Here is a 24,326-nt window from a genome sequence, read left to right on the forward strand (position 1 = left end):
AGCAATAGAAGGACCTACGATCCGGGCAAAGGAATAGACCAGCATTCAATTGCTTGAATCATCCATATCTGGTTTAAAGATTGAAAAAGTCGTTGGTGGTACAACACCATTTGTGAAGTTCAATAACCTAGGTGGCCTAAGCTTTAAGTTCTAACCACATGGCAGTGGCAAGAACAAAACTTACAATATTCAAGGTGACAGTAAAGCTTGGATTCAAGGTTGCTTTGAATCATTCTCTTTTGGTTAATGAACAACCATTAACTCACCTTAAAGCCACTTACCGTGTAGGTGGCTTTATCTTGCTCTCTCCTTTTGCCCGTAGATTCATCTAGCATCTGCATTGATGGCAGCGGCTTGGCCCTCCGTTGCGTAAACACTCAAACACTCAAACACTCAAACACTCAAACACTCAAAAGATAGTACTTAATTAAAAAATTCACACTCGTAAAAAAGGCCCGAATCTATCAGGCCTTTGATTATTCAGTGCAACCGTAAGCTAAGCGAAGTCTTCAGCAAGAATCGTTTCAATACTTCGTTCCGCAAGTGCTGCGATAGTCAGTGCAGGGTTAGCACAACCATTGTTGCCTGGAATGAGCGCACCATCGATCACGTACAACCCCTTATAACCATGGACACGACCATACATGTCCGTCGCCTTACCAAGCTCCATACCACCAACCGGGTGTGCACCAGTGAAGATTACATCAGAGAAACCTTGTGCCCCAATGCGTTGCCAATTGGCTTTTGCAACACGGTTATTGATTGCTCGGAGTGCATCTGTCGCATCTTTTTCCAACGCTTTCGGATAATAAAGCTTTGCATCATCGGTTGATGGATCGTATCTAAAGCTACCACGGTTTTTGAAGTCTGCAGTCACTGACAACATCATCGAAATACCAACATCTGCAATACCCGCATTCGCCCAGTTTTCAGCGGCTATCGGACTTCTACCATTTTCATCAACGTAAATGGCCGTTGGTGATGGCGAACCTTGAGCAACACCAGACGGCAGACCAAATGGCGATTGTCGGAAGCCCATTCGATTCCCGTTATCTCCCCAGTTTTGCCCCACATATTGGTTGAGATCAGGTAAGTCACCTCGACCCTTTGCACGAACCAGCATACGTGTTGTATGGTAAGAACCCGCAGAAATGATCAGCTTTTCGCATGTCACGGTTTGCTCATGTACAACATTGCCATACGCATCGATCTCCGCCACATCTAACTCGTAAATATCACCATTCATGCGGATGTTACGCACATCGTGATTATGGTGGATTGTCACATTCCCTGTCGCCTCAGCTAAAGGAATGTAGTTTTGACCAAGATCGTTCTTACAACCGTTACTATTCCCGAAGTTAGTCAGGCCGATGGTCGACGAAGGAAGGCTCTGTCCCTTTAGCTCTTTGCGAACCACATCCCAGTTCCAGTTGCCTTCAATTTTATAAGGCTGGTAACCCGCTTTTTTCACCTCTTTATTCCAATCACGGCAGTGTTTGAAAGGCAGACTAGCAAAAATGTCATCGGGCATTTCACTGTGTTTAAGTACAGATTGAACACGAGGATAATATGTCTCTACCATCTCTTTGTATGACAGCTCTTGAGGGTACAGTTTGTTGAAGTGCTCCTCTTTGGGAATAACCATCACGCCTGTGTAAATGACTGAGCCACCGCCAACTGCGGTACCGAGTAGCAAATCAGAGCCATCGATATTGTTTTCTCCCGGTCTATCAACAATATCCAACACCCCGCCAAATTTTTCGATATTTCGAGGAGTGATTGTTTGCAGGAATGGTAGATCGAATGTCAGCGCAGGAAATGTCGTTTTATCTCGTTGCCAAAACATACGCTTGTCCGCAATCATATCGTGAGCAAACACGGCACGCTTAGTGTCTACTGGCCAACGGTTACCTCGTTCAATCACGGAAGTTTTGATACCGGCTTTGCCAAGTCGATACGCACTGACTGCTCCGCCAAACCCACTACCAATAATCAGCACTGGCGCATGGTGTTTTAGCTGAGGCGGACGTTCAAAAAGCTCGGGCAAATACTTTTCTAATATAGGGGAGTCCTTCACTACATCTAGGTCCGTGTCTTCTTTCTTTTTGAAGAAAAAGGCTTTTGAAGGTGCTGAAGCAACACCTAGACCAACCGCGACTGATGTTGCGGTAAATGATTTAATAAAGCCTCTTCGATCGTTTTGTTTCATAACAACTCCTTTTGAGCTAACACTAAAGTCATTCTTATTTTGATTGAATTAAGCGTCAGGAAAATAGAGCATTTCAGAATGAAACCTATTGAAAAAGCTCGGTTTGTTTAGATAGACACCTTTGCATTCAATAGAAACTGAAGTGCAAGGGTTTAAGAGAAAAGTGTCTACTAAATAAACGTGGAGTGCTTGAAGTAAATAATGCCATTGCCACTGTGAGACACTTTTCTCGGAGGATTAACTTTGGAAAGAATCAAACCAAGAAAGCGATTGGTGTTGATTGAAAATTAAGGCTCGGGAAAGCAAAACCATAGTTTGCTCGGTGATTAAACCTCCCCTTCCGGTATGCCCCTATTCTGTTTTATTAGTGTCTTGGTGAGTGTTTCCGCATTGACAGGCCCACCAAACAAAATGCCTTGTTGCTTTGTCAACCCATTGGACGCCGCCAACTGACTCAGTGCCGCATCTTCTATTCCATCGAGCATTACACTGAGGTTACTTTGCTTAGACGCGTTAGAAATACTCAGCAGTAAATCACCATTATCATTCGCACTGAATGTAGGATCGTTATAACCGGCTAATTTTAACTCGCGTACAGGCAGTTTCGAGGCCGAAATAACACGCTCCGCTGTTAGCTTATCCGAGCCCAGAATCAAGCTAACGCCATTGGTCAACAGTGCATCTAGCTGGTGAATCCGCGTCGAGCTATCGGCTTCAAGTAGATCATCACTCTCCACATACAGGCTAAAATGATGATTTGGATTAAACTTAACCAGCTCCATTAAGCAACCGTAAATGAAGCTATCGTCAATGAAGTCACTGCGAATATGAAGGGTAAAATACAGTCGATTGGCTAGTTCCTTAAAATACGCCTTGTAGTCTTGAAGGAACCTTCCAATAACGATCTGGTTAAATAGTTTTTTACTCGTCAATGTACCAATTTCTGGCAGAAGGTGTGTCGACAACAACAACCCATCGTCATTATTGAACCAGTTACCACTGATATCCACGCCAATAATACCGTTGCTAATCGTTGATACCTGGGGTTGATAATAAGCACCAATCGGAAAGTCAAAGATGTTCACATCATGGGTGTATCGATGACCCGTTTCTCGCTGCTCATCGTCTTGGGCAAAAACCTCCGTGACAAGATCAGTGACGTTCTTGGAGTTAATTGGCTTTTCTAACGCTTTGAAGATATTAAGATCATACAGTTTCCCAATTTGCGGCATTGAATCGATAACTGCGCTATTAAGTGACGAAATAACGATGATTTTCGTCGAGATCGCTAGCTGTGAAATCATGCTCAACAATTCAAAGCCGTCTCCATTTGGCATCATGATGTCCATAATGACCAAATCAAACTTCTTATTGCGTATTTTATTGATCGCTGAATAAGCGTTTTCGACGCAGGTGATCTTTGCACAATCACTCGCAGCCAAAACCGCACTTTTAATAATTTCTCGCGATAACTCTACGTCATCAACAACAAGTACTGATTTATACATCATGCTTATCCTTATATTGAGATAGTAGGTTCATCCAAACCCTCTGAGATTTCAGAGTCTTGATGTCAATGTTCATCAGTTTGAACACCACATCTTGTCTCGATACACTTCGATACTCGAAACTCAAAGAGAAAAACAGATTGAATATAACTGGATTGTTCACATACAAAACCAGCTCTGTATTTGGATCCAAACTATGGATATAGCGATAGACTTCTCGGCTTAATGTCTCGACCAGAGAAGCAATGTGCGAGCAGTTAAATGACAAAATAAAGTGCACGTTCTTATCATGAAACAACATATCCTCACCTAGAAAATCAGTGGCAAGACTGTAACTGGCTGAAAACAAGTGCCCCAATATTTGACCATGCTTAACTGCAATCGTAAGTTCACCTCCATGTTGGTTGATTATTTTCGTGGCAATGGATTCTCGCGTTAATCCTTGAAACTCCATCGCTTTTAACACTGCGTTTTCTTCGTATTCAAAGATTGCATTAACAAGGTTTAACACCTCGCCTAGCCTGTCTAGGTTTGTTGCGTTAAGTACGATCAGCTCGACTTCGTCGACACCACGTTCATTAAAGTAACCGTGGTTGTTTATTCTGTTGGTATAGTCAGGCAAGTTGTTGACGTCATTGACGGCCGACCACACGTCAAAGATATCGACACCCAACATGTCTAAAATCTCGTTTTGCCTGTTTAAGTGCGGTTTTGTTGCTCCCCTTTCCCATCGACTCAACGTGACGACATCTAAATTGTCAAAGTTACTGCTACTTTTTTGTAGTGCGTTAACAAAATCCAACTGCGATAGGCTACTCTGCTTTCTGAATGAGCGAATGATTTCTCCGAACATAGGCGACTACTTATCTATTGCTTTATCAACTAAGATTAAATTTTGTTGTATGACTAGCTATGAATATAAGAGCACTTTTCAAACTGTTTTTTTTCATGTGCTCAACCAGTGCAACAACACGAGTAATTACAAGCGTTTTCCTCCTGTCCTGCGCAAGGAAAACGATGGGCATTTATTTATGTAAAGTCAGTGACAATGCCGTCATCAGATCAATTTCGTTGACGGGTTTCGTAATATAATTATCAAAATAGTGACTCATTTTTTCCTCCTCTTGAACGGTTGCTCTTGCTGTAACGGCAATAATAGGTAGCGTTGGGGCGACATTTTTACTTCGATTTGCGAGTTCGACACCACCCATATTTGGCATAGAGACATCCGTTAAAATCACATCCACCACTTCTTTCTCTAATTTATTGAGCGCATCGACCCCATCTATCGCTGTCACGCATTCAATCCCAAGCAAATTCAGGTGGTACTCTAATATCTCCCGGTTGAACTCAACATCGTCAACCACCAGCGCTTTAATGCCTTCAAAGCTCTGTATTTCAATATTTTCATCGTCGGCACTTCCTTCATCCTCTTCAGGTGCTAAAAGTACGTTATGAGTTAGCATAGAGATTGGAAGTGCGATTTTAAATATGCTTCCTTGTTCTATTTTACTCTCTACTGCTAACACACCACCCATCAGATTTATGATAGCCTTGGTGATTGCTAGACCTAATCCGAATCCGAACTGTTTATCTTCTTGATTTGCTTGTTCAAAGCTATTAAATATCGTTTCAAGATCCTCTTTCCTAATTCCTCTACCAGTATCACGAACAGCAAAAACCACCATTCTTTGGCCGTCAAACGAATCCATTGAAATACTGATTTCGATTTCTCCGATGTCAGTAAATTTAATAGCATTCGTGATAATGTTCGACAGTGCCTGTTGAAATCGCAACTCGTCAATAAACAGCTGATGCGCCCCTCCAATCCCCTCTTTAACAATGTTGAGTTTGAGTCCTTTTTGTTTTGCGAAAGGATGAAATGTTTTTTCTAGATCTCGTGCAATCTTATTTATTGCCACATGTTTCGGGTGAAGCTTGTAGTTTACTGAATCAAGTCGTTCAAAATCTAAGAGGTCATTTACAATATCTAATATCGTGTTGCTCGCCGTGCTTATTCCCTCAAGTTCATGACTGCAATGTGTGCCGCATTTTTCTATTTTCAACATATGTAAATAGCCAATGATGGCATTAAGAGGTGTTCGGATTTCGTGTGAGACATTAGACAGTAAAGTTGATTTTTTCTTCGTCGCATCAAGGGCCTCTTTAGCCGCTTTTTCGTACTGTTCGGTACGCAGTTTTACTTCTCCTTCCAGCCCTTCTACGAGCAGCTTAATCGTTCTCCCTGCTTCGCTATAAGCTTGAGACAGTACTTCGATCTCGTCCCCGTTGTGATAAACAATATTCGCAGCATTAGTGAAGTCTTTATCTTTTAAGTAATTCGCTTGTTTTATTAGATCATTCACTGGACGGAATGTTTTCATCATAGTGAAATAAATAAGAACGAGAAATAGTATGAATAATGCAAGCGAAGAAAACAGAATCTTTTCAACTAATCGATTATCAGAATAAAGCAGCAACTCTCTTGTCGATACATAACTAGAATGGAGATAAGACTCCGGTGTCACTAATATTACTCGCCACTTCATGGTCTGATTCTGACGATGAATAATGTTGTAAACATCATCCTTTGCTTTCACGGTAAACGAGCCAGACTTCATACTTTGAATGTAATCGCGTAACGTGTCGTAATGGTCGTCAACCACAATCTTTGTGTTTAATAAGCGGCGAAAACTTTGCTGCAAGTTCGATGCAATAAAATTGCCTTCACCGTCCAATAATAGAAATCGATACTGATAGTTATCTAAACCATCAAAAGACAGCGAACGTGAAAAAATTTTCAAATCAAGTTCAAACTTTAATAATACGTTTGGAAAACCTTTTGTTGGTTGCAGTATATAAAAGTTATTTGCGATATTATCTCGTACTACTTTGTATTTAAAAGCATTGTCGGTCGCCCACAACGGCGTGTGCTTAGAATCGTATCTAAGTATTGATGTTGAACCATTTTCGGCCAAAGAAATTTGAATATTCTTAGAAATATCGACAAATGCAATACTTTTAATATAATCTGTCGCCGTATCATTAATGCATTGCAGGCTCTCCCCTATATGGTCAAGTGTTGGATAGCCTCGTACACATGAAGATTCAAAAACCATAGATAGATATTTGATCTCCTCCAAAATAAAGTCAGCTTTCTCTTCCAATAAGGCATCTTGGCTTTGGACAAATGTTTGTAGTAATTTCGTATTTTGACCGATGATCCCCTCTTTAATACTGTCTAACTGGTTATTATAACTCCCCTTCACATACTGAATTGTCCCGTAGACAAAAATGCCAACGAAAACGAGAAAAAGAGTTGCGTTGATGATCAGTATCTTATTTCTGAAAGACATGGGCTGTTCCATTAAATACTTAAAGAACAAATCGAGTTCAGTGCCATATCAGAGATTATTTTTCTTGTGCGCTTTTCATTAAGTACACCATCATACAATTCAAGTTTTTGACATACAGAGGCCACATCATTGAGCCCACAAGCAGACACAATACCTTTTAATCGGTGAGCTAAAGTCTTATTGCTGTAGCTTTGTTCTATTACATCTGCGTGGAGTGCTTTTAATCCACTAACTGCCAGCCTTCTAAAATGAATTCCTTTATTCGATGTAAACTCCGCACCCGTGCTTTTCTGAAATAACGCTTCATCTATTCGATATTTGATCAATGCAATTCACCTTACTTTACAAGTACAAATGCGCGTACAGTGCCTAATTTGACCAATGTTTCATATAGCATTTGTATGTAGCACATAGTTAAGATGCTAATGACCTGACACAAAGCTGACTTTAAATGACATAAAACATCAGCCATAAATACCCAATAAAAACAATGGTATAAAAAACCCACATCGAAATATGCATTCGTTTTTGTTGACGATGTACTTTATAGCTAAAATATGGCCAAACTCTCACTATAGCATTTATAACTTTTTATTTTACAAAATTCGGAAATCAGCAGCATACTAATAGGCATACCAACCAACCTAACAACTAAAGGTGCCTACTATGCGTTATTTTGTTATTTCAGTGTTCAGTGTTTTGGCTTTTATTTCTTTCAATGCTTCAGCTGCAAATGTGACCGTAAAGTGGTTTGGCGTTGTGCCTAGTCTCGACTGCTCTTCTCGTCCAATCAGCAATCAGATCGACTTTGATTCTCTCGATGAGAAGTGTAAATCGGAGTTCAAAATTGAAACTAAGTCCAAAGCAGAAAAAAGAAATGAAGATCAAAAAATAGTAAGGTTTGACTTGTGAATTTGAAAACAGCCACTTCGATCGTCTTGAGTGGCTGTTATTCGCTTTCCTACTTTTAGAACAAGCTTATGAGCACTTTCAGAGTACAGCAAATTAAAACAGCCCTTAACTGAGGCCGTATTTAGATAGATGATTGGCGTTATTTCTTAACTTTTAGTCACTACTATGCCGATCAATATCGAGTTCCATGCTGGTTCTCTCGCACTCGTAATAGAAAAACGTCATAAAAAGAAAACGGAACCATTTAGCCTAACCTTGACCCGCAGTGAATTTTTCGTGCTTAAAGAGCTTGCTTCAAACTGCGGAAAACATCTCTCCAAAGAACACCTTTTTCGAATCGGCTGGCCAGATAGCTACGTCGGTAGCAATTCTTTACCAATGACCATCATGTCTTTACGCAAAAAACTGCATCTCATCGGGGATTTCTGGGAAATCTCAACGATCCAACGCCATGGCTATAGCTTGAACGTTGCGATGTACTACCGCCAAACCAAAATTAACGTCACCTTCTAACAAGAGTCAGACATTTGAGGGTAATCAGCATTGAGTCCAGCACTGCTGTTTAAACTCGTACTCCATTCCATCTCTAATCCATGATTTCTGACCTAACCAATAAATGCAAAAAGGGCATCTTTATGATGCCCTCTTTTAGTTTCTATTCTTAGGTTAAGCCAAATTAAAAAGGTGTCGGCTCATTCTGAACACAAGTCACAAGGTAATTGCCATCGACATAATCTGACGCTAGACCCGTTTTCATATCTACCGTCTTGAACACACCTGCATCACTCGCAATGTACTGCTGTGACACAGGCCAGTTATTCGATGTTTCTACATCCTCAGCACTTAAGACGTTAAGTTCTGTAGACGTTGGTAGGCGGCCAGAGGCATTACTCGTACAAAAACTTTGCGAACTGCTTGAGTTAAACAGAGCTAGAGATAACTCAGGTGTAAACGTGTCATCAACGAAGGAGCCGCTGTACTCAATCTGTTCCATCAGTGCTTCTGAAGTCGTAAGTGGTGCCGTGAAGAACTGCGCTTGACTATGAATACCACTCCATTGAGCTGCTTTATTCGGATCATACACTGGAACTTCGACCAAACCGTATCCATAGGCACCATTGTTGTCTGATACTGCAAAAGACACATAGTGATAACCTACGACCGATGTTTCAAACGTAAGTTGTGTATTTCCTAAAAAGCCAGGGTTTAGAGGTGCAGTGGCAGCATTAAAGGAATCAACATGTATCAACTGGAATCGGTCATCATCCAATGAGGTCACAAAAGGAGCGATATCAATCGTTGTCTTTTCCCCTACTTTGACTTTGTCTACAGTGCCACCCTTTTCAACTTGAAGCCCCAAGTTTGGATCAAAAGCAACAGCGATATCTAACGTGCCGAGATAAACCTCGCCTGTTGATTCGTTGATATAACTGAACAAGATACGTTCAATACCTTCAAAGCCAAAGAACGGCGTGTAAGTAATGGTGTTTCTAAGCGAGTTCACTGTCGCAGTAATTGGTGCCCCAGGAAACGCATAAGGTAAAGAAATTTCTTCACTCAGCTTAAAACCGGAAGGAACGCTGATAGCCGCTTGAAAAAGTAGTTCGTCTTTAATATCCACCGTTACCTCTGTTTCAACAAAGGTAACAGCACTGATCGCTGGCCATTCAACTTCTGAGGTTGCTGTCGCTTCTGCACTCGTCACTGCTACACGCGTTATTGCGATATCAGTCGGAGCCGAATCCGCACTCGCAGCAGAAACTGAGCTCATGCTTGCCTGAGCAATACTAGGGGCATCAACAACTTCTACTTTATATTCATATGTACAAGATTTCGAAGTATCTGCCGCAATAGTAAACGCTTGTTCAGTTTGCTCAAGTGGGTAACATTCTGCATCTTGCGTTAGTGAAGTTACCTCAACAAGTCTAAAGCTCTTGCCGTCGCTTACCGAGACTTTATCTGACAGATCCACTTCGTAGTTCGCATCATGCTGAGTAATAAAAGTCGCGTTTTGAGCAACGATTGTCGCTGGTACGGTACTTTCTGGTGAACCAGTATCTTTTGCATTGTCACCTTCGCCATTACAGCCGGCAAGGGCAATAGCCATCGCTACCACGGCGTATGGGAACTTCCTTTTGTAAAGGTTATGGTGCATAGACATCTTTCCTATCATTTATTGAATTTTGCTATGGTAAATATTTCAACCGTAGAGACATAGGGCACTTTTTCATCGTTGCCTATTCAAGTGCCAATAGAGTTTGCTTCGAGCGCAATGCTTTTGTTATCAAGGTTTAGCTAGCCGTTGAGAATAAGACTGAGGTGTTAAATAGGGTTAAAAAAGGCACTGTGGTTACAGTGCCTTTTGTCTTTATTCACAAACAGCTCTTGGGTAGTTAATGACTTCTCCCGGATAAACAAGATCCAAGTTTCGCCCATTTAATTGAGGGTTGAGTTCCACGATGTCCCGCAGCGTTAAGTTATTAATACGCGCGATTTTCAATAAGTAATCTCCCTTAACCAATTGGTAAGGATAGCTTTCTAAACGGCACTCTTTTTGTTCTGGAACGACTTCGATAGGCTCCTCTATGATAGGCTTTTCAGGCGGACTAACTGGCTCATCCACCACAGGCTGTGCCTCAGAGAATCGATATAAGAATGAAAAATTGAATGAATAAAGATCATCATCCAGTTCATCAATATTGAAGATACCTTGATAACTCACATCCGCATACCAATTGGTTGATAATTGATATTGAATTCCCAGCTGTGCTGATGGGCTTACTTCGCTTTCAATAAATGCAAAGCCAGGACCTGCGTAAATCGAAGCAAAATCACTGACTGGCATCAGCCAACTCGCTTTAATCGAGAGTGCATCAAGTTCAAGACCATCATCTCGTCGCCAGTCGAAATTTTGGTATCCGGCCTCAAGAAAAATATCGTTTTTATAGGTGAAGCCTGCCATCGCTTCAAAACCGAACCCTTCACCATCTTTTTTTCTGTCATCTAAAACAGAGGCGTTTAGTCCACCTTTGACATAATATGGCGTGGCAACCTCCACGGATTGCGCGTTAGATATGGAAGCCGCAGATGCCATTAACGCTAATAAATAATACTGTTTCATCTTATATACCCGGCTCTACCATAATCGTTACTGTATCGGCGTAATCGCCGGACACTAAGGTTTCACCATCAACGTCGTAATCGAACTTCAGATTGAAAGTAATGCTTTTTTGAATACCGCTCCCCTCGCCAATCGTCGTGACTTGTTCAAGCAAAACACCATCATCAACCAATTTGGTCGCACTGCATTCATTGCACACAACGCTATAAGGAATGGTGACGTCGGGAGAAGTACTGTTCACCATCTCGTAATCTTGCGACGGCATGGTTAACACAATGCCATCATGGAAAAAGCCCATTGCCTCAAGTCGGTAATTAGTTTCAGAAGTCACACGACGATCCGTACTGTTGTAGTTTGGCGTCATGATGCCGTCCCCACTTCTGACTTCCAGACCTGTAATTTCTACAGGGTCGTAATCGAAGTTAAAAATGATCACATCGTTTATGTTTCGGAATGTCGAAATGCCACTGGTGTTTTCGTAGTAATAGCGAATCATGATTGGTGCTGATGCTGAGTAACTGCCTTCAGACTTGCCATATAAGGCGTTTACGATCGCCATATCATCGATTTGAAACATCGGACGAAACAAGAGAAATGGCGATGTAGGTGTCGCAGGAGACAGTTTCGTCGAGGAAATGCATCCAGCACCTGTGCTCTCTAGCGTAATGAGTGGCAATGCTACTTCATCTCGCGTACACCCGCCGCCAATCGTATTCGTACTCTCAGTTAAGTTAATACCAGTCGTGTTGTACTGAATACCTGTAATCGTGATAGGAATGCTATCTGTGGTTTCTACATTCAGCCCCCCTCTCAAGGTAATCGAACTTTGCGGGACAACGGGGAAAGATCCGGCAGACCAAGAAAGCACAGAGCGCAAAGCGGGTGGTACTCCCCACTTACTTGGCACCTTGTTATCGCCTTTTCCATAAGTGACGTTGTCCCATTTTATACCATCCGATTTCACTTCAGCATTGACGTAAAAAGCGCCATGAGAATAACTAGACAGTAACAACGCACTCGTTGCTATGAAATGATGAAACACCTTGTGCATTTTTAATTACTCCGTCTAATGATTTCAGCTTTGGAATAGCTACCATCGTGAGAGTTGACTATGATATTTAACGCATCGCGCTGAATGGTATCCAACAAGTTAAAGGTTTTCTCGCGACCAGCTAAAACGATGAGCTTTTGTCGACACTGTGCAGTCACTCGAGAGTCACAACTATCTATAAAGATATTGATCATCGTATTGCTGTCGTTCTTAACTTCTAACATTTCCCCTTTATTTAAGATTTCATAATTCAACTGAGGAGCAGTCGTCGGAATGATATAAACGGGTGCGAAACCATAGTTGATATCAACACCAGAAGTTTTCCTTTCACCTTCTTGATATTTACTTGGAATGAACGACAACATAAACATTAAGTCCTTTGAGTTATCACAAGTTGTATTGTGACAAAGGCTTCGAATACCGATGTCTTTCGTTTCACCAGGTTTAAGCACCAACTTTTGATAAGTTAACGAGATCTTCCAATCTTCTAAGTTGTCTCTCGAGTAATTGATCTTATCAATATCCACCCCATTATTAATATTTATTTCATCGATTTCTGTATTAATAAATAGTGGTACATCTTGGTCGTTACTAAGAGTAATTATTCCATTACCCCTTTCGTCGCCAACAATCACCATTTTATCCACCTTGAATGCTTGTGATGGAGTAGAAAAAACACTAAAAGCCAAACTCAACAATGGTAAGGTAATATTCTTTAATTTCATGACATGCCTTAATTTACTTTCGCAACTGGGTAACTGATTGAATTAGTCTTATACAAACGCTTTGCTAATAGTTTGATCGTTTCAATTTCTTTTTCATGACTTGCTAACATATCGGCCATATTCGACGCTTTATGGGCAATATAAACGGCCTTCAATGAACCAATGTCTTTTTGAATAACTCGATATCCCAATGACTTAAGCTTGTTAACTGAATTTTCTAATTGTTCAGACTCCTCATAGGAACCTAGGAAAATGGCACTAAACAACTCTTCATCAATCTCAATCTGTTGAACTTCATTGCCGTCTGCAATTGGCAAGCAGTAATTCTGTCCAAAGTTCAATTGAGTCGTTGATGTAAACTCATAAGGTAACAAGCATTCGTTTTGATCTGAGGTCAGTTCAAAATCTAATCCTTCCAGAACCGTTACTCGATAAACACCATCGGCCATTTCATTGACTTCCAAACATCCTATGCCCCCACATTGGACGTCAGTAATAGGTTCATCAGAAATGTTGTTGAACGCACTTACAAATGAAACGACGCGGCTGATCTTAGGAGATAGGTAAGAAACCGTACCAGGGTGGGTGTAGACTTTTTTCTTACTTTCACCTGAGTTGTACAAATTGACACTTTGGGAATCAAAGTTAGCATCGTATTCATGGTAACTTCGCAAAGGAACAATTTGGTCATCGTCATATACGATAAACTTACTGTTGGTTTTGCCATCTCGAGCGAGCGTTAGATAACCTTTTTCTATGATCTCTTCATCATTTTCGGTGTTGCGAATATCTTGGATATTGACCAAGGTATAAGCTTCCGAACGATCTTTGGTTATATGAACGCCTTCCGTCGTGACAATCTGTGTACTCGATAAGCCAGCGTTAATACCGCGAGTGCTGTCTTGCGAAGAGACATAAGCCAATGCGTTCATTCGTGCATAATCATTGTAGCCATCAGCACTCAACGTAGCGTCTTGATACATATCTTCGAGGTCACGGTTATAAGTGTTGCCAACCTCTAAAGCCGTATTCACTGAATCAGAGTCTAATAAGTTGCTTTTTCTTACTGACGTTCGTAATTGGTTTAGCGTGTCAGTATCAGACGAAATACTCGCGATAGCGTCCATTGAATCTGAGAGAGGAATAGTCCACAGTACGCTAATGTTTTTGCTCTCATCGACGTCGGAGTAGTCAAAGTTTAGGTTCAAACGAGAATCTAAAATTGCCGGTGCACTGTAACCAACAGAAACAAGGTTGGTTTCTCGCTCAAGACTTCCGCCACCGAGCTGATTATTGAGTAATGTCTCATCACTGCGGGTATAGATCGCGTAAATGGAGCGGCCTTGCCCAAAGTTATAACTCGAGTTGACCGACCACCGAGAGTAATCAATATACCCATACATATGTGAGGCAACTGGGTCACCTTTGTCGTTATCTAACGATTCGTATGACACATTAAACCAAGGCAAACCGAGGTTGACGTTACTGTGCGCTGCGTCATCAAACTGACTGTGAACACCTTCCAATACCATGCCGGTGTTGAGCAGGTAGTAGTTAGCCCCTAGGCTATACATGTTTCCAGTATCCGTAACCAGTGCCCCTGCTCCTAATTGGAGTGATGGCAATACCTGGTAGTTGATAAGCCCTCGACCATAGGCATCGTCTTTAACGTCTGTGACACCACTCTCTTCATAGTCGTAGTAGCTTTCCGCGAACAAACCTGCGCTAAGGGCGTAATCCACACTTCCTTCACTAAGCGTGTCATTTGTACTGTTGTAGACTTGAAATGTTTGTGTGTTTACCACTTGTCCATTATTAGAAACTTCAACTCTTGCTTCATACCGTCCAGATGGTAATTCACTGTAAGAGATTGAGTTTTGGCCTTCTGGCACATTCGCTTGATAGATAATTCGCTCACCACGAAAGACTTGGACAAGGCCACTCGAAGGAACATAGAAACTCAATACTTTATTGCTGTTTTTGCCGCCTACTAAAAGCTTTTCTGAAGTGGAAAAAGTCATCGAGTTTTGTGACAAACGAGCAGTATTGTTTAAGTAATCTGTGGAGTTTACAGTCGGGTCATACTCAAAATGTCCTGCTTTGAAAGCGTAGGCATCCACGTCCAAATGATATGCCACTTCGTACAGCTCTGAGCCATTTTCACTATTGGTTAAATTGAAATCACTTCTTAAATAACCATAAGGGAGACCAAGTGTCACTTCATCATTGAGTGATACAACTGAATCCCTTTCATGATAGGTACTAACATACAAATCGAAAGAATTGATCAGACCATTGCTATTACTTTTTGGCTCATGATATCTGCGGTTTTTGTTTGAATTATAGAGTTCGAGAATGCTCGGAGAAACAAACAAATACACTTCTTGGTCGTTATAGTTTTGAACAATTTCGAAGGTTTCCGGGAAAATCTCACAGTTTTCAATTTTGCCAATGCACTGTGACTTATCTTCTATTCCTTGAATTAAGACTGAGATGATTTGCTGGTGATAATCGGCTTTAATATTGTTATCGTTGAGGTACTTTTCGATCTTATCTAAAGAGTCTTGATTATTTTCATCAATTTTTAATGTTTGAAATGAGCTCAACACAGGTACAGACTCAGAAAAAGAGCCATCGAGATTTCGGAATTTAACAAACGTCTCTTGTAACTTGAAATGATCTTCAAAGCCATCAGGAACACCTGTAGCAAAAATATTATTTGAGTAAAGTTGGCATGCTATAGCGAAAGAAATGCTTGCATACTTAAATTTGTTGTTCATATATCTACTCCAACTCTAAACTCGACTTCACCACTGCATTCTTTCAAAGGACCTGTTGATATGGCTTCAGAAAAAGGGATAAATTTTAATTCGATACTGTGTTCGCTATATTTATAAGTACCATCATCAGTCTTAAAGTCTTTCAACAAAGCCTTCTCACCTATCGCAATCAAATCGCCATCAAAATAGACAGAGGTAAAATTCTCTTGGGGATTCACCTCGCCAAAATAATCAGTACAACTTGTTGTATTTCTTAATAGTTCAGAGGTATACCCGACGCTCGAAGTATTCATTGGTATATCGGTTGATACTTTCATCGTTGTAACTTCGTTCTTGAACCCTGATCTATCGTCTTGAATATCAAGTTGTAATGACGCAGGCTCGAATTCGACCTTGGTAATCGCATCGGTATAAAGGTTACTAATATCTATGTTTGTTGTTACTCTTAGTGTTTTTTCTAAAGCACTCACATTCATGCTAATGAACATAAATCCAAGTAACATTACTGTTGTTTTTTTCATATCGATTCACTAGCTTAAATTAATAGGGCTTGCCTGACGCAAGCCCTAACTATAAAACCTTATAGAAAAGGCTTATTAGATTGCCGATGCAAGTAGCGTTACTGACGCTTGAACATCTTGACCACTAACGTCTGCTGCAAGTACTGCGGTTTGAGAGATAGTTACGCCAATTGAGTCAGTAGTACCAGTTAGTGCCGCGTTTAAAGCAACGACTTCACCGTTAATCTTAACTTCAGCAACTTGGTCAAGTTGTGGAGAGCCCGCGTATGCGATTTCAGCTGCTTTTAGAGTCCAAGTCGCAGCTTTTAGAGCACCAACTACAGGCGCTTCTGCAGTACCATCGTTAGTGTGTGATTCAAGTAGAAGAGCTGGAGATACGAATGTACCGTCAACATTTGGAGCAAGAGTACCTGTTACAGGGCTCAAATCACCACCAAGACCAGTAATAAGTAGTGTGTCACCTGCGTTAATTGCAGGAACTTTACCTGTCCATACAACCACTGCAGTTGGATCTGCCGCTTGTGCACTACCCATAGCCATACCTGCCAAAACTAGAGAAGTTAGTGCTGCTTTTTTGAAGTTGTTCATTTTTGTCTTCCTTAGGAAATATAAATACACAATGTAAGTAAGTTAATCTGAATCAGTTGGATATGTTTCCTCACTCCGCCGTGACCAGACGTGTGTATTTTGCAAATCACTCGAAGTAATTTATTGAGCATTTCAAACAATCAATATAAATAACTGCCTATGGCAAAGTGCTTATTACTTATTTTCTATATTCCTCCCATATATACGACAACGTCATGCTCTACAAGAAAAATAAAATTGATTGAAAAGACAATAAGAAGAACTTTCTTTTTATTTAGCATCAAAAAGGACATAAATTTTGCGAGTTTACAAGATTCTGATGAGTAAGAGGGTGACGCCTAAGTGGTTAAAATCAGAGAGCGTTGGGCATCACCCAATACACAATCGGATGATGTTTTGAAGTTCAGTAGAGATAGATAGAAGAGAGAGAAAGGTCGTTCGACCTACTGGGTGGATTGGTAATTATTTTAGAATAACGTGTTATCGAAACACTTCACACAGTAAGTGTTTATGCTTGCTGGCACTCCCGCACACATTGAAGTTGTTGGTGTTACATCCTTTTGTTGACGCGGCTTTAGAAACCTGTTTTTTATTCAATGCGATCAGTCGGCTTTGACGGTTGCAAACGGGACACCCTACTTTTTTGTTTCCAGCTAGGAAGTTTTTAGGGGATGTGTAGAAAGAGCCATGCACAAGACAAATGATCTGCACATAGGTGTTTTGGTTGAGGTAATCGACTTTCGAGTAATCGTATAAATCTCCATGTTTCTCTTTTGCTTTAATAATAAACTGCTCCGCACGTGTTATCTTATCTTTCGGCATGGTCTGATCACTAATTTTAATTCATTAAACATCATATCCTTTAGTTGATTGATAATTTCACAATGAATATTTTAGCTAGAATAGCTTTCTTGTTTTATGTTTTACACTTATGCTAATAAAAGTTCTAAACTAGTGAATTATAAACTATTTAATCTCATTTTCATCAAGGATAAAATAAAATAGCATTTTTCATTTATGACATTATTAAGCATAGTATGCATTCTTTATACAAATTAATATGAAGTGCTATATAACATGCCTATAAACTTACATACTATCTCTCTCGTAGCACTTTCATGGTGCTCGTCTTTAGTCTTGAACTACATAATGCTTTATTATTCCCCCTCCCTGCGGAGGGGATTTTTTTATCCTCAATCTCTCTGATGTCTAAGCTCTTCCTCCCGTTAATCCTACTTTACTTAGTCGTTCACCAAGCTTTTCTTTACCTTGAAACCTCGCTAAACTTCGCCTCCCGACGATAATGGAGAGAAATTGAATGAAACGTGTCGTTCTTTACATCACAGACAAATGCCCGCACTGCAAAGATGCTCAACGTTATCTTGATTCGAAAAATATTAACTACCGCTTGTGCAACGCAAAGATGCAGCGCGGTCGCAAAGAGCTCGATGCTCTGGGTGCTCGCTCTGTACCTGTACTGAAGATTGGCGATCAAGTCATGATTGGCTGGAACCCAAAGAACTTTGAAAAAATGTACAGCAACTAAGAGGCGAGCCAATCCATTTGCTCGGTTACTTAGCGCACTGAAGAGCTTCTCCAAAGAGAGGCTCTTTTTGTATCTGCCCCCACCTATCTCGCCTGAGTGTCTACGCTCCTCTGCTCAATCCGACGACTATTCAAATTAGCAAATGTCGTGTAATGGCAATTTTGAGTTACTCACACACTGTATTTTTACACTCAAGCCAACCGGTCTCAGTTTAATTCGCGCCTTATCTTGCATCGTTCATAAACTCTGACCGTTCTTTTCTATCATCAGTGAGTGTGAATATGTCAGAGACAGCAGCAGAAAACCAAGTAAGCCAGACGCCGCAATCGGTTAATAAGGTCAAGCGCACAACCAATGCATTATTGGCACTCACTATGGTGTCCATTGGTACAGCGATTGTGGCAGATCGTATCATTCCGACGACCGATAATGTCCGCGTGGAAGGCAATGTCGTCTCATTGATCCCACAAGTTTCTGGCCAAGTTGACAGCGTCAGCATTAAACCAAATACCGAAGTCAAAAAAGGCGATGTGCTACTGCAAATCAATACCACCGATCACCAGATTGCGGTCAAGCAAGCAGAAGCAAAGCTCAAAATCGCAGGACAGAATGTTGGCTCGCAAATGGCAGGTGTGATGTCGGCACAAGCTCAATTGACCACCGCGCTCGTGGCACAAGAAAATGCTAAACGCCAAGGTCAACGAGTTTTAGCCATGGCAGAAAAAGGCGTGGTTTCAAAATCAGATGCAGACACAACTCGCGCAGCCATTGATAGAGCGAATGCCGATGTCGTTAACGCCAAAGCGAACCTAGAAAAAGCAAAAGCTCAGGTGGGAGCGGCAGGTGAAGAGAACGCTCAGATCCAATCGGCTTTACTAGAACTGCAACAAGCGCAACTGAACTTATCACGCACGACAATGCGAGCACCTTCTGATGGCGCTGTGACCAATTTTAATTTGTCTCAAGGCGCTTATGCCACAGCAGGTTCTACTTTGATGACGTTTGTTGAAAGCGACGGTTTATGGCTTGAAGCCTTCTTCCGCGAAAACAGCATGGGCAACATTAACGCCGGAGATAAAGTTGAAGTTGCACTCGATAATGCGCCCGGACAAACCTTCTCTGGCACAGTATCTTCAGTAGATTTAGGGGTTGCATGGGGCGCGAATAATCAGCCAGGCACCTTAGCCACCGTGAAAAATCAAAATGGTTGGCTGCGCGATACACAACGTATGCCCGTGACGATTAGGCTCGATGATAAACATGCCGCTGACTTCATGCGCATCGGTGGACAAGCAGATGTGGTGATCTACACAGAGAGCAATGCTCTATTTAACTTTCTCGGCAAGATTTGGATCAATCTAGTGAGCGTGTTCTCTTATGTTAGATAGTCTGACCCAAGCACAAGAACGTCGAATACTGCGCTATGTTGTCACTGTAGGTTTGGCTACTTTTATCGCGTTATGGTTTAACTGGCCTTTGGCATTTTGTACGCCTCTTCTGACGGCAAAATTCATCGTCGATAAACCGCAATTTCATATTTTGCATGTCAAACAACTTGGCTATGCGTTGATCTCCACCGCGATCATTGGCTTTTTGGTATCGAGCGGATTGCCAGAGTACAAAATTACCTTTCTGGCTGTACTCTCGCTGGGCATGTTGTGGAGCTATTACCTATTTACCGATCCGAAATGGGGAATGTTTGCCACTTTCTTAATGATTGCCTTGATTTTGATTCCATCGGTTACCATCATCGACAAGCAAGCAGCGTTAGACGTAGGTATTGGTTTTGCGTTTTCTGGTATCGTCGCCGTAGCGCTTTACGGGGTGTCGCATGCTTACTTCCCAGAAGAGGATGCGACTGAATTTGCTGGCTTCCCTCCTTCACCCTTAAGCAAAGAAGTGCGTTGGAATGCTGCGATTCGAGCTTGGATGATGTCGTTTCCCTTGGTTTGCTTTTATTTCTATTTCCAACTGTCACAAATATTGCTCACGGTTGCGTTTGTCATGCTGCTTTCTCTGATGGCAACCAGCGACAAAGCGGGCAAGACATCATTGTTTTTTGTTATCAGTAATGTGTTAGGAGGACTACTCGCTTTCGCTGCCTTCGTTACCATTTCTCTGGTGCCAAATATGTATATCTACATGCTTGTGATGTTGGTGGTTATTACGTTACTTGGGACCAAGATTTACACCGAGCCCGCCAAAGCCCCAGTCTACGCCACTGCATTTACGGGCTTTATGGTGTTAATGGGTACCTCTATGAGCAGCGGTGCGCTAGACGATAAGTTTTACGTTCGGATATGGCAGTTAGTGTTGGTCGTTGCCTACATGGTATTTGTGACCTATTTCTTCGAATCTCGCGACAAGAAGACCGCGTAGTCGCATTAAGCTTGGGCACTTTATGCTGCTCAAGCTTTCATCACTATTGTCGCAAACTGGCAATGAATATTTCATCAAATTGGTAATCTCATACCTTTCATATTATTATTCACTGAAGGATGGGAAATACACCATGCTCGATTCACTCGCTCAAAAATTCATCCCGCCAAAGCCTTACCTTGCGCTAGGCAACCGCATGTTTTTGCTTTCTATCGTGCTGCTTATCATCAGCGCGTATTTTTATGATGTCGGAGAAGCTTTTGTGGCGGTGGAAGTAGGAATCATCCACTACCTATACAATCTCAAGTTCAGTACGACAAAAGACACCCTGCTAGGTAGCCTTCATCCTTTGGTCATGACATTAGTTGCGGTAGCACTTTCCATGGTGCCTATCACTTATGCGCCTTTTACTAGTGCGCTGTTTGCCTTCTTACTCGTCATAACAGAGCGCGATAAACACCACCAAGGAGTACCAAAGTACATTCTGCCGCTGACGTTTATGTTGTTATCGATGATGATGCCAGTAGATATCCCAGCCACAGAACTTATGCTTCAACGTTCAGTATCGGTTGTGCTTGGCATCACTGTGGCGATCATTGCTAGTACGCTGGTTTGGACAAACGCCAACACCCAGAATGGCTCGATGAACACCACACATAAAATTGGTCGTGTTGATCTCAAGTACTCCAGCCGCAAAGCGCTAGGGATTGGCTTGGTGCTGTCGCTAGGTATATGGGGTGGCACAGGAGCCGTTTTAGGTGCTTACCTATTTATGATGATCCACAGCCCGTTCAACAAAGATTTAGCACCGAAAGCTTGGCAACGTTTGAACGGAACCTTGCTTGGCGCATTAGTTTATTTGCCTGTGGGATTGCTATTGGGCTCGTTCAACTCCGACATGGCAATGACAATAACCATGTGGGTTTTGGTCATCGCTTCGCTTTACGGCATCCTTGTGTATCTCGAACACAGCTACACCATTGCCACGGCTTGCATCATGCTGCTTATTCTTACTGTATCGGTAGGTCCTTTTAATCCGGAAATGGCTGAATTTATCTTTTCGCAGCGAATATTTTTCACGGTAATTGGTGGAGTTGCCATGGTGGCTCTTGGGGTTTTGATACCACTTAATGAGAAAGAGATAACTGCATAAAAAAGAAAAGCCTCCCAATTATGAACTGACCCCCCATAGTTGGACACTAATTATTGGGGGTCTTTTTATGTCCAAATATAGCCGCGAGCTAAAATGTGTCATTGCTAAACAATGCTTAAATGGTACGTCATCTAGTTATTTAGAAAAGCAATATTCAGTTTCTTCGAGACAGATTCGGTATTGGGCCCAAGTTTTTGCTATCCATGGTGCAGCTTCATTTTTACCAACTAAACATGCTGTTTCTGCTCAAACAAAGCTAAAAGCATTAAATTTAATGTGGACGAATGACTGGTCTCTTTCGCACACTAGCGCAGTATTTAACCTCTCGTCCCCTGGGATACTATCTGTCTGGCTCAAAAGATTTAACGAGCTCGGTATCAAAGGGCTCAAAATTCGCCAGAAAGGAAGACCTTCAATGAAACAGCAGCCTCAACGTACCACTAAACCAGATAATGAAATGACACTTGAGGAGCTAAGAGAGGAGTTGATCTACTTACGAACTGAGAATGCTGTTCTAAAAAAGTTGGAAGAGTTGGAGCAAGAAAAGAACCGTCGAACAAAGAAAAAGCGGTCATAGCTCTAACTCTTAAAGGTAAGTACCCACTGAAGCACCTGTTGCAAACTCTGCAACTGGCGAAAAGTGTCTTTTATTATCAGGCTCAAGCAAGCAAGCGTACTGATAGTTACGAAAGTGAACTGCGGTTGATAAAGTCAATTTATCATGAGCATAAGGGGCGATACGGCTACCGCCGTATTCACTTGGAACTAAAAAAGCGAGGCTTCATGTTGAATCACAAGACGGTTCAAAGGCTTATGGCTCAGCTAAACCTTAAATCAACGGTCAGGATTAAAAAGTACCGTTCATATCGAGGTGAGTCTGGAAGAACAGCTCCCAACATACTTGAAAGAGATTTTAGTGCGTCCCAGCCAGATGAAAAGTGGGTAACTGACGTTACGGAGTTCAAAGTCAAAGAGCAGAAAGTGTACTTGTCTCCGGTTGTCGACTTGTTTACTCAAGAGGTGGTTGCTTATAGAGTAGCTAAAAATGCCTGTTTGCCGCTTGTCATTGATATGTTGACGGAAGCGATATCACAGCTTAGACCGAACTCAAAGCCAATTATACATAGCGATCAAGGTTGGCAATATCGGCATCGACAATATCAGCAAAAAATCGAAGAGAGTGGGTTAATACAAAGTATGTCGAGAAGAGGTAACTGCTTGGATAATGCTGTTGCAGAAAACTTTTTTGCTTTACTTAAAACAGAGATGTATCACAACCAGAGCTTTGAAGATGCAGATACTCTGATAGAGCAAATTAAAGAATACATCGAGTACTACAATACCAAACGTATAAAGGTGAAGCTAAAAGGCCTAACTCCGATAGAGTATCGAACTCAGGCCTTGAAAGCCGCTTAACAGAAATGTCCAACTTTACGGGGTCACTTCATTAAAGGGAGGCTTTTCATTGAATAGTTCGGTTTTAATTGGATACGAATCAAACATACCGCTTCACAAAATCAATAAAAGTTCGGTCGGCGATGGATAGATAGCCTTGTTTTCGCCACGCAAGTGCAAGGTCGAGCTTAACGCTCGGTTCAAAAGGAATACCCACTACACCCTGCTCGTGTTGTGTCACCAATTCGAGAAGCGCGGTAATAGCAAATTCTTGTTTAACGATACTCAGAATGAGCGGCAGCAAGTTGGTTTCGAATGAGGACTTCATCGTAAAGCCATGCTCTTCACTCACGTGGTCTAAGAATTCTCGGTGGAAGTAGCCATGTTGGAACATCACCAAATCATGCTCGAAAAACTGATCAAATGTGATGGCATTACGCTGAGCTAAGTCATGTTCCGGAGCCACGACGGCAACCATTTGGCTAGTAAACAAATGGTCAGTTTCTAAGTCGTCTGGTACATCGTCACAGCTGATCACGCCAATATCAAGTTGACCATTAAGTAACATTCGACGAATAGACTGAGTGCCCGCCTCCACCAGCGTCAGCTTTAAATCTGGATACTGGCTCTTAAACGCCATGACAATTCGAGGGAAAAAATAGCTGCCCATCATTGAAGGCGTACCAAGTCGCACTTCCCCTTTGGCTAAACCTTTGAGTTCATCAATTGCTAACTGCGCATCGTGTAACTGCTGAATTACTCGCTTAGCGTGAACCAACAGGGTTTCCCCTTCTTTGGTTAAGCTGATTTTCTTTTCTTCTCGGCGAAACAGCGTCACACCAAGAGACTGTTCGAACTTCTTAATTGAAATACTTAACGCTGGCTGAGCAATGTGCAAAGCCTTGGCTGCATGAGTGATGTTGCCATGTTCCGCGACCGCTAAAAAGTGTTTGAGTTGCTTCGATTCCATTAGATCAAAAATATATACCAACCATATTTTTAATATATTTTTTCAATCCAGAACTAACTGATAGATTGATCACAGTTTCTTTATATTTGCTCGCTCGCATTAGGCAGGACTC

22 protein-coding genes are annotated in these 24,326 nt (G+C 41.6%); 8 read left to right on the forward strand and 14 right to left on the reverse strand.

Annotation, left to right across the window (positions count from 1 at the left end; translation table 11 throughout):
• Positions 1-496: 496 nt before the first annotated feature.
• The 5 genes from C1S73_RS03090 to C1S73_RS03110 all read right to left on the reverse strand — a co-directional run bounded on the left by C1S73_RS03090 (position 497) and on the right by C1S73_RS03110 (position 7,399).
• The gene (locus C1S73_RS03090; protein ID WP_038873244.1) at positions 497-2,209 is read right to left on the reverse strand and encodes a GMC oxidoreductase; all 1,713 of its coding nucleotides are present in this window, start codon (positions 2,207-2,209) and stop codon (positions 497-499) included.
• A 326-nt stretch (positions 2,210-2,535) separates the two neighbouring features.
• A complete protein-coding gene (locus tag C1S73_RS03095) occupies positions 2,536-3,720 on the reverse strand; it encodes an EAL domain-containing response regulator (protein WP_227740573.1) in 1,185 nt (394 codons plus the stop codon).
• Complete coding sequence (locus C1S73_RS03100; RefSeq protein ID WP_038873249.1) at positions 3,710-4,570, reverse strand: helix-turn-helix domain-containing protein; 861 nt, start codon at positions 4,568-4,570, stop codon at positions 3,710-3,712. Before C1S73_RS03100 ends, C1S73_RS03095 begins: the two co-directional genes overlap by 11 nt.
• A gap of 172 nt (positions 4,571-4,742) precedes the next feature.
• A complete protein-coding gene (locus C1S73_RS03105) occupies positions 4,743-7,073 on the reverse strand; it encodes an ATP-binding protein (RefSeq protein ID WP_038873251.1) in 2,331 nt (776 codons plus the stop codon).
• Between the two features lie 11 nt (positions 7,074-7,084).
• Positions 7,085-7,399, reverse strand: a complete 315-nt coding sequence (locus tag C1S73_RS03110) for an Hpt domain-containing protein (protein ID WP_050566740.1) — start codon at positions 7,397-7,399, stop codon at positions 7,085-7,087.
• Positions 7,400-7,739: 340 nt separating this feature from the next.
• On the opposite strand from C1S73_RS03110, the gene C1S73_RS03115 reads away from it, so the two are divergent.
• Complete coding sequence (locus C1S73_RS03115) at positions 7,740-7,985, forward strand: hypothetical protein (protein WP_038873253.1); 246 nt, start codon at positions 7,740-7,742, stop codon at positions 7,983-7,985.
• Between the two features lie 165 nt (positions 7,986-8,150).
• The gene (locus C1S73_RS03120) at positions 8,151-8,498 is read left to right on the forward strand and encodes a helix-turn-helix domain-containing protein (RefSeq protein ID WP_050566741.1); all 348 of its coding nucleotides are present in this window, start codon (positions 8,151-8,153) and stop codon (positions 8,496-8,498) included.
• Between the two features lie 163 nt (positions 8,499-8,661).
• On the opposite strand, the gene C1S73_RS03125 is transcribed toward C1S73_RS03120, so the two are convergent.
• From C1S73_RS03125 to C1S73_RS03160, 8 genes are all read right to left on the reverse strand, one after another.
• The gene (locus C1S73_RS03125) at positions 8,662-10,140 is read right to left on the reverse strand and encodes a hypothetical protein (protein WP_038873254.1); all 1,479 of its coding nucleotides are present in this window, start codon (positions 10,138-10,140) and stop codon (positions 8,662-8,664) included.
• Between the two features lie 213 nt (positions 10,141-10,353).
• Positions 10,354-11,106 carry an outer membrane beta-barrel protein gene (locus tag C1S73_RS03130; protein ID WP_038873256.1) on the reverse strand — a complete coding sequence of 251 codons (753 nt, stop codon included), beginning with the start codon at positions 11,104-11,106 and terminating at the stop codon, positions 10,354-10,356.
• Between the two features lies 1 nt (position 11,107).
• Complete coding sequence (locus C1S73_RS03135; protein WP_038873258.1) at positions 11,108-12,157, reverse strand: hypothetical protein; 1,050 nt, start codon at positions 12,155-12,157, stop codon at positions 11,108-11,110.
• A gap of 2 nt (positions 12,158-12,159) precedes the next feature.
• Positions 12,160-12,882 (reverse strand): fimbrial biogenesis chaperone, encoded by a 723-nt coding sequence (locus C1S73_RS03140; protein ID WP_038873260.1) that lies wholly within the window; start codon positions 12,880-12,882, stop codon positions 12,160-12,162.
• 8 nt (positions 12,883-12,890) lie between these two features.
• Positions 12,891-15,662, reverse strand: a complete 2,772-nt coding sequence (locus C1S73_RS03145) for a TcfC E-set like domain-containing protein (protein ID WP_050566742.1) — start codon at positions 15,660-15,662, stop codon at positions 12,891-12,893.
• Entirely contained in the window at positions 15,659-16,183 is a 525-nt protein-coding gene (locus C1S73_RS03150; protein WP_038873264.1) for a hypothetical protein, read from the reverse strand. Before C1S73_RS03150 ends, C1S73_RS03145 begins: the two co-directional genes overlap by 4 nt.
• Before the next feature lie 75 nt (positions 16,184-16,258).
• The gene (locus tag C1S73_RS03155) at positions 16,259-16,771 is read right to left on the reverse strand and encodes a hypothetical protein (protein WP_038873267.1); all 513 of its coding nucleotides are present in this window, start codon (positions 16,769-16,771) and stop codon (positions 16,259-16,261) included.
• Between the two features lie 480 nt (positions 16,772-17,251).
• A complete protein-coding gene (locus C1S73_RS03160; protein ID WP_038873270.1) occupies positions 17,252-17,593 on the reverse strand; it encodes a hypothetical protein in 342 nt (113 codons plus the stop codon).
• A 496-nt stretch (positions 17,594-18,089) separates the two neighbouring features.
• Here C1S73_RS03160 and C1S73_RS03165 point away from each other — a divergent pair, with 496 nt between their 5' ends.
• The 6 genes from C1S73_RS03165 to C1S73_RS03190 all read left to right on the forward strand — a co-directional run bounded on the left by C1S73_RS03165 (position 18,090) and on the right by C1S73_RS03190 (position 23,265).
• The gene (locus tag C1S73_RS03165) at positions 18,090-18,317 is read left to right on the forward strand and encodes a glutaredoxin family protein (protein WP_038873272.1); all 228 of its coding nucleotides are present in this window, start codon (positions 18,090-18,092) and stop codon (positions 18,315-18,317) included.
• Between the two features lie 281 nt (positions 18,318-18,598).
• Positions 18,599-19,705, forward strand: coding sequence for an HlyD family secretion protein (locus tag C1S73_RS03170; protein ID WP_038873274.1), 1,107 nt, complete (start codon positions 18,599-18,601; stop codon positions 19,703-19,705).
• On the forward strand, positions 19,695-20,696 hold the full coding sequence (locus C1S73_RS03175; protein WP_038873276.1) for a DUF2955 domain-containing protein: 1,002 nt from the start codon (positions 19,695-19,697) through the stop codon (positions 20,694-20,696). The genes C1S73_RS03170 and C1S73_RS03175 overlap by 11 nt, the downstream gene beginning before the upstream one ends.
• Positions 20,697-20,829: 133 nt before the next feature.
• Positions 20,830-21,849, forward strand: a complete 1,020-nt coding sequence (locus tag C1S73_RS03180) for an FUSC family protein (RefSeq protein ID WP_038873279.1) — start codon at positions 20,830-20,832, stop codon at positions 21,847-21,849.
• Positions 21,850-21,916: 67 nt separating this feature from the next.
• Positions 21,917-22,426 carry a helix-turn-helix domain-containing protein gene (locus C1S73_RS03185; protein ID WP_038873058.1) on the forward strand — a complete coding sequence of 170 codons (510 nt, stop codon included), beginning with the start codon at positions 21,917-21,919 and terminating at the stop codon, positions 22,424-22,426.
• The gene (locus tag C1S73_RS03190) at positions 22,423-23,265 is read left to right on the forward strand and encodes an IS3 family transposase (RefSeq protein WP_244179735.1); all 843 of its coding nucleotides are present in this window, start codon (positions 22,423-22,425) and stop codon (positions 23,263-23,265) included. The genes C1S73_RS03185 and C1S73_RS03190 overlap by 4 nt, the downstream gene beginning before the upstream one ends.
• Positions 23,266-23,344: 79 nt before the next feature.
• Here the strand turns inward: C1S73_RS03190 and C1S73_RS03195 are convergent, their stop codons facing one another.
• Entirely contained in the window at positions 23,345-24,214 is an 870-nt protein-coding gene (locus C1S73_RS03195) for a LysR family transcriptional regulator (protein ID WP_038868612.1), read from the reverse strand.
• Positions 24,215-24,326 lie beyond the last annotated feature (112 nt).

This window comes from Vibrio jasicida 090810c (assembly GCF_002887615.1).
In the GTDB taxonomy this organism is placed as follows: domain Bacteria; phylum Pseudomonadota; class Gammaproteobacteria; order Enterobacterales; family Vibrionaceae; genus Vibrio; species Vibrio jasicida.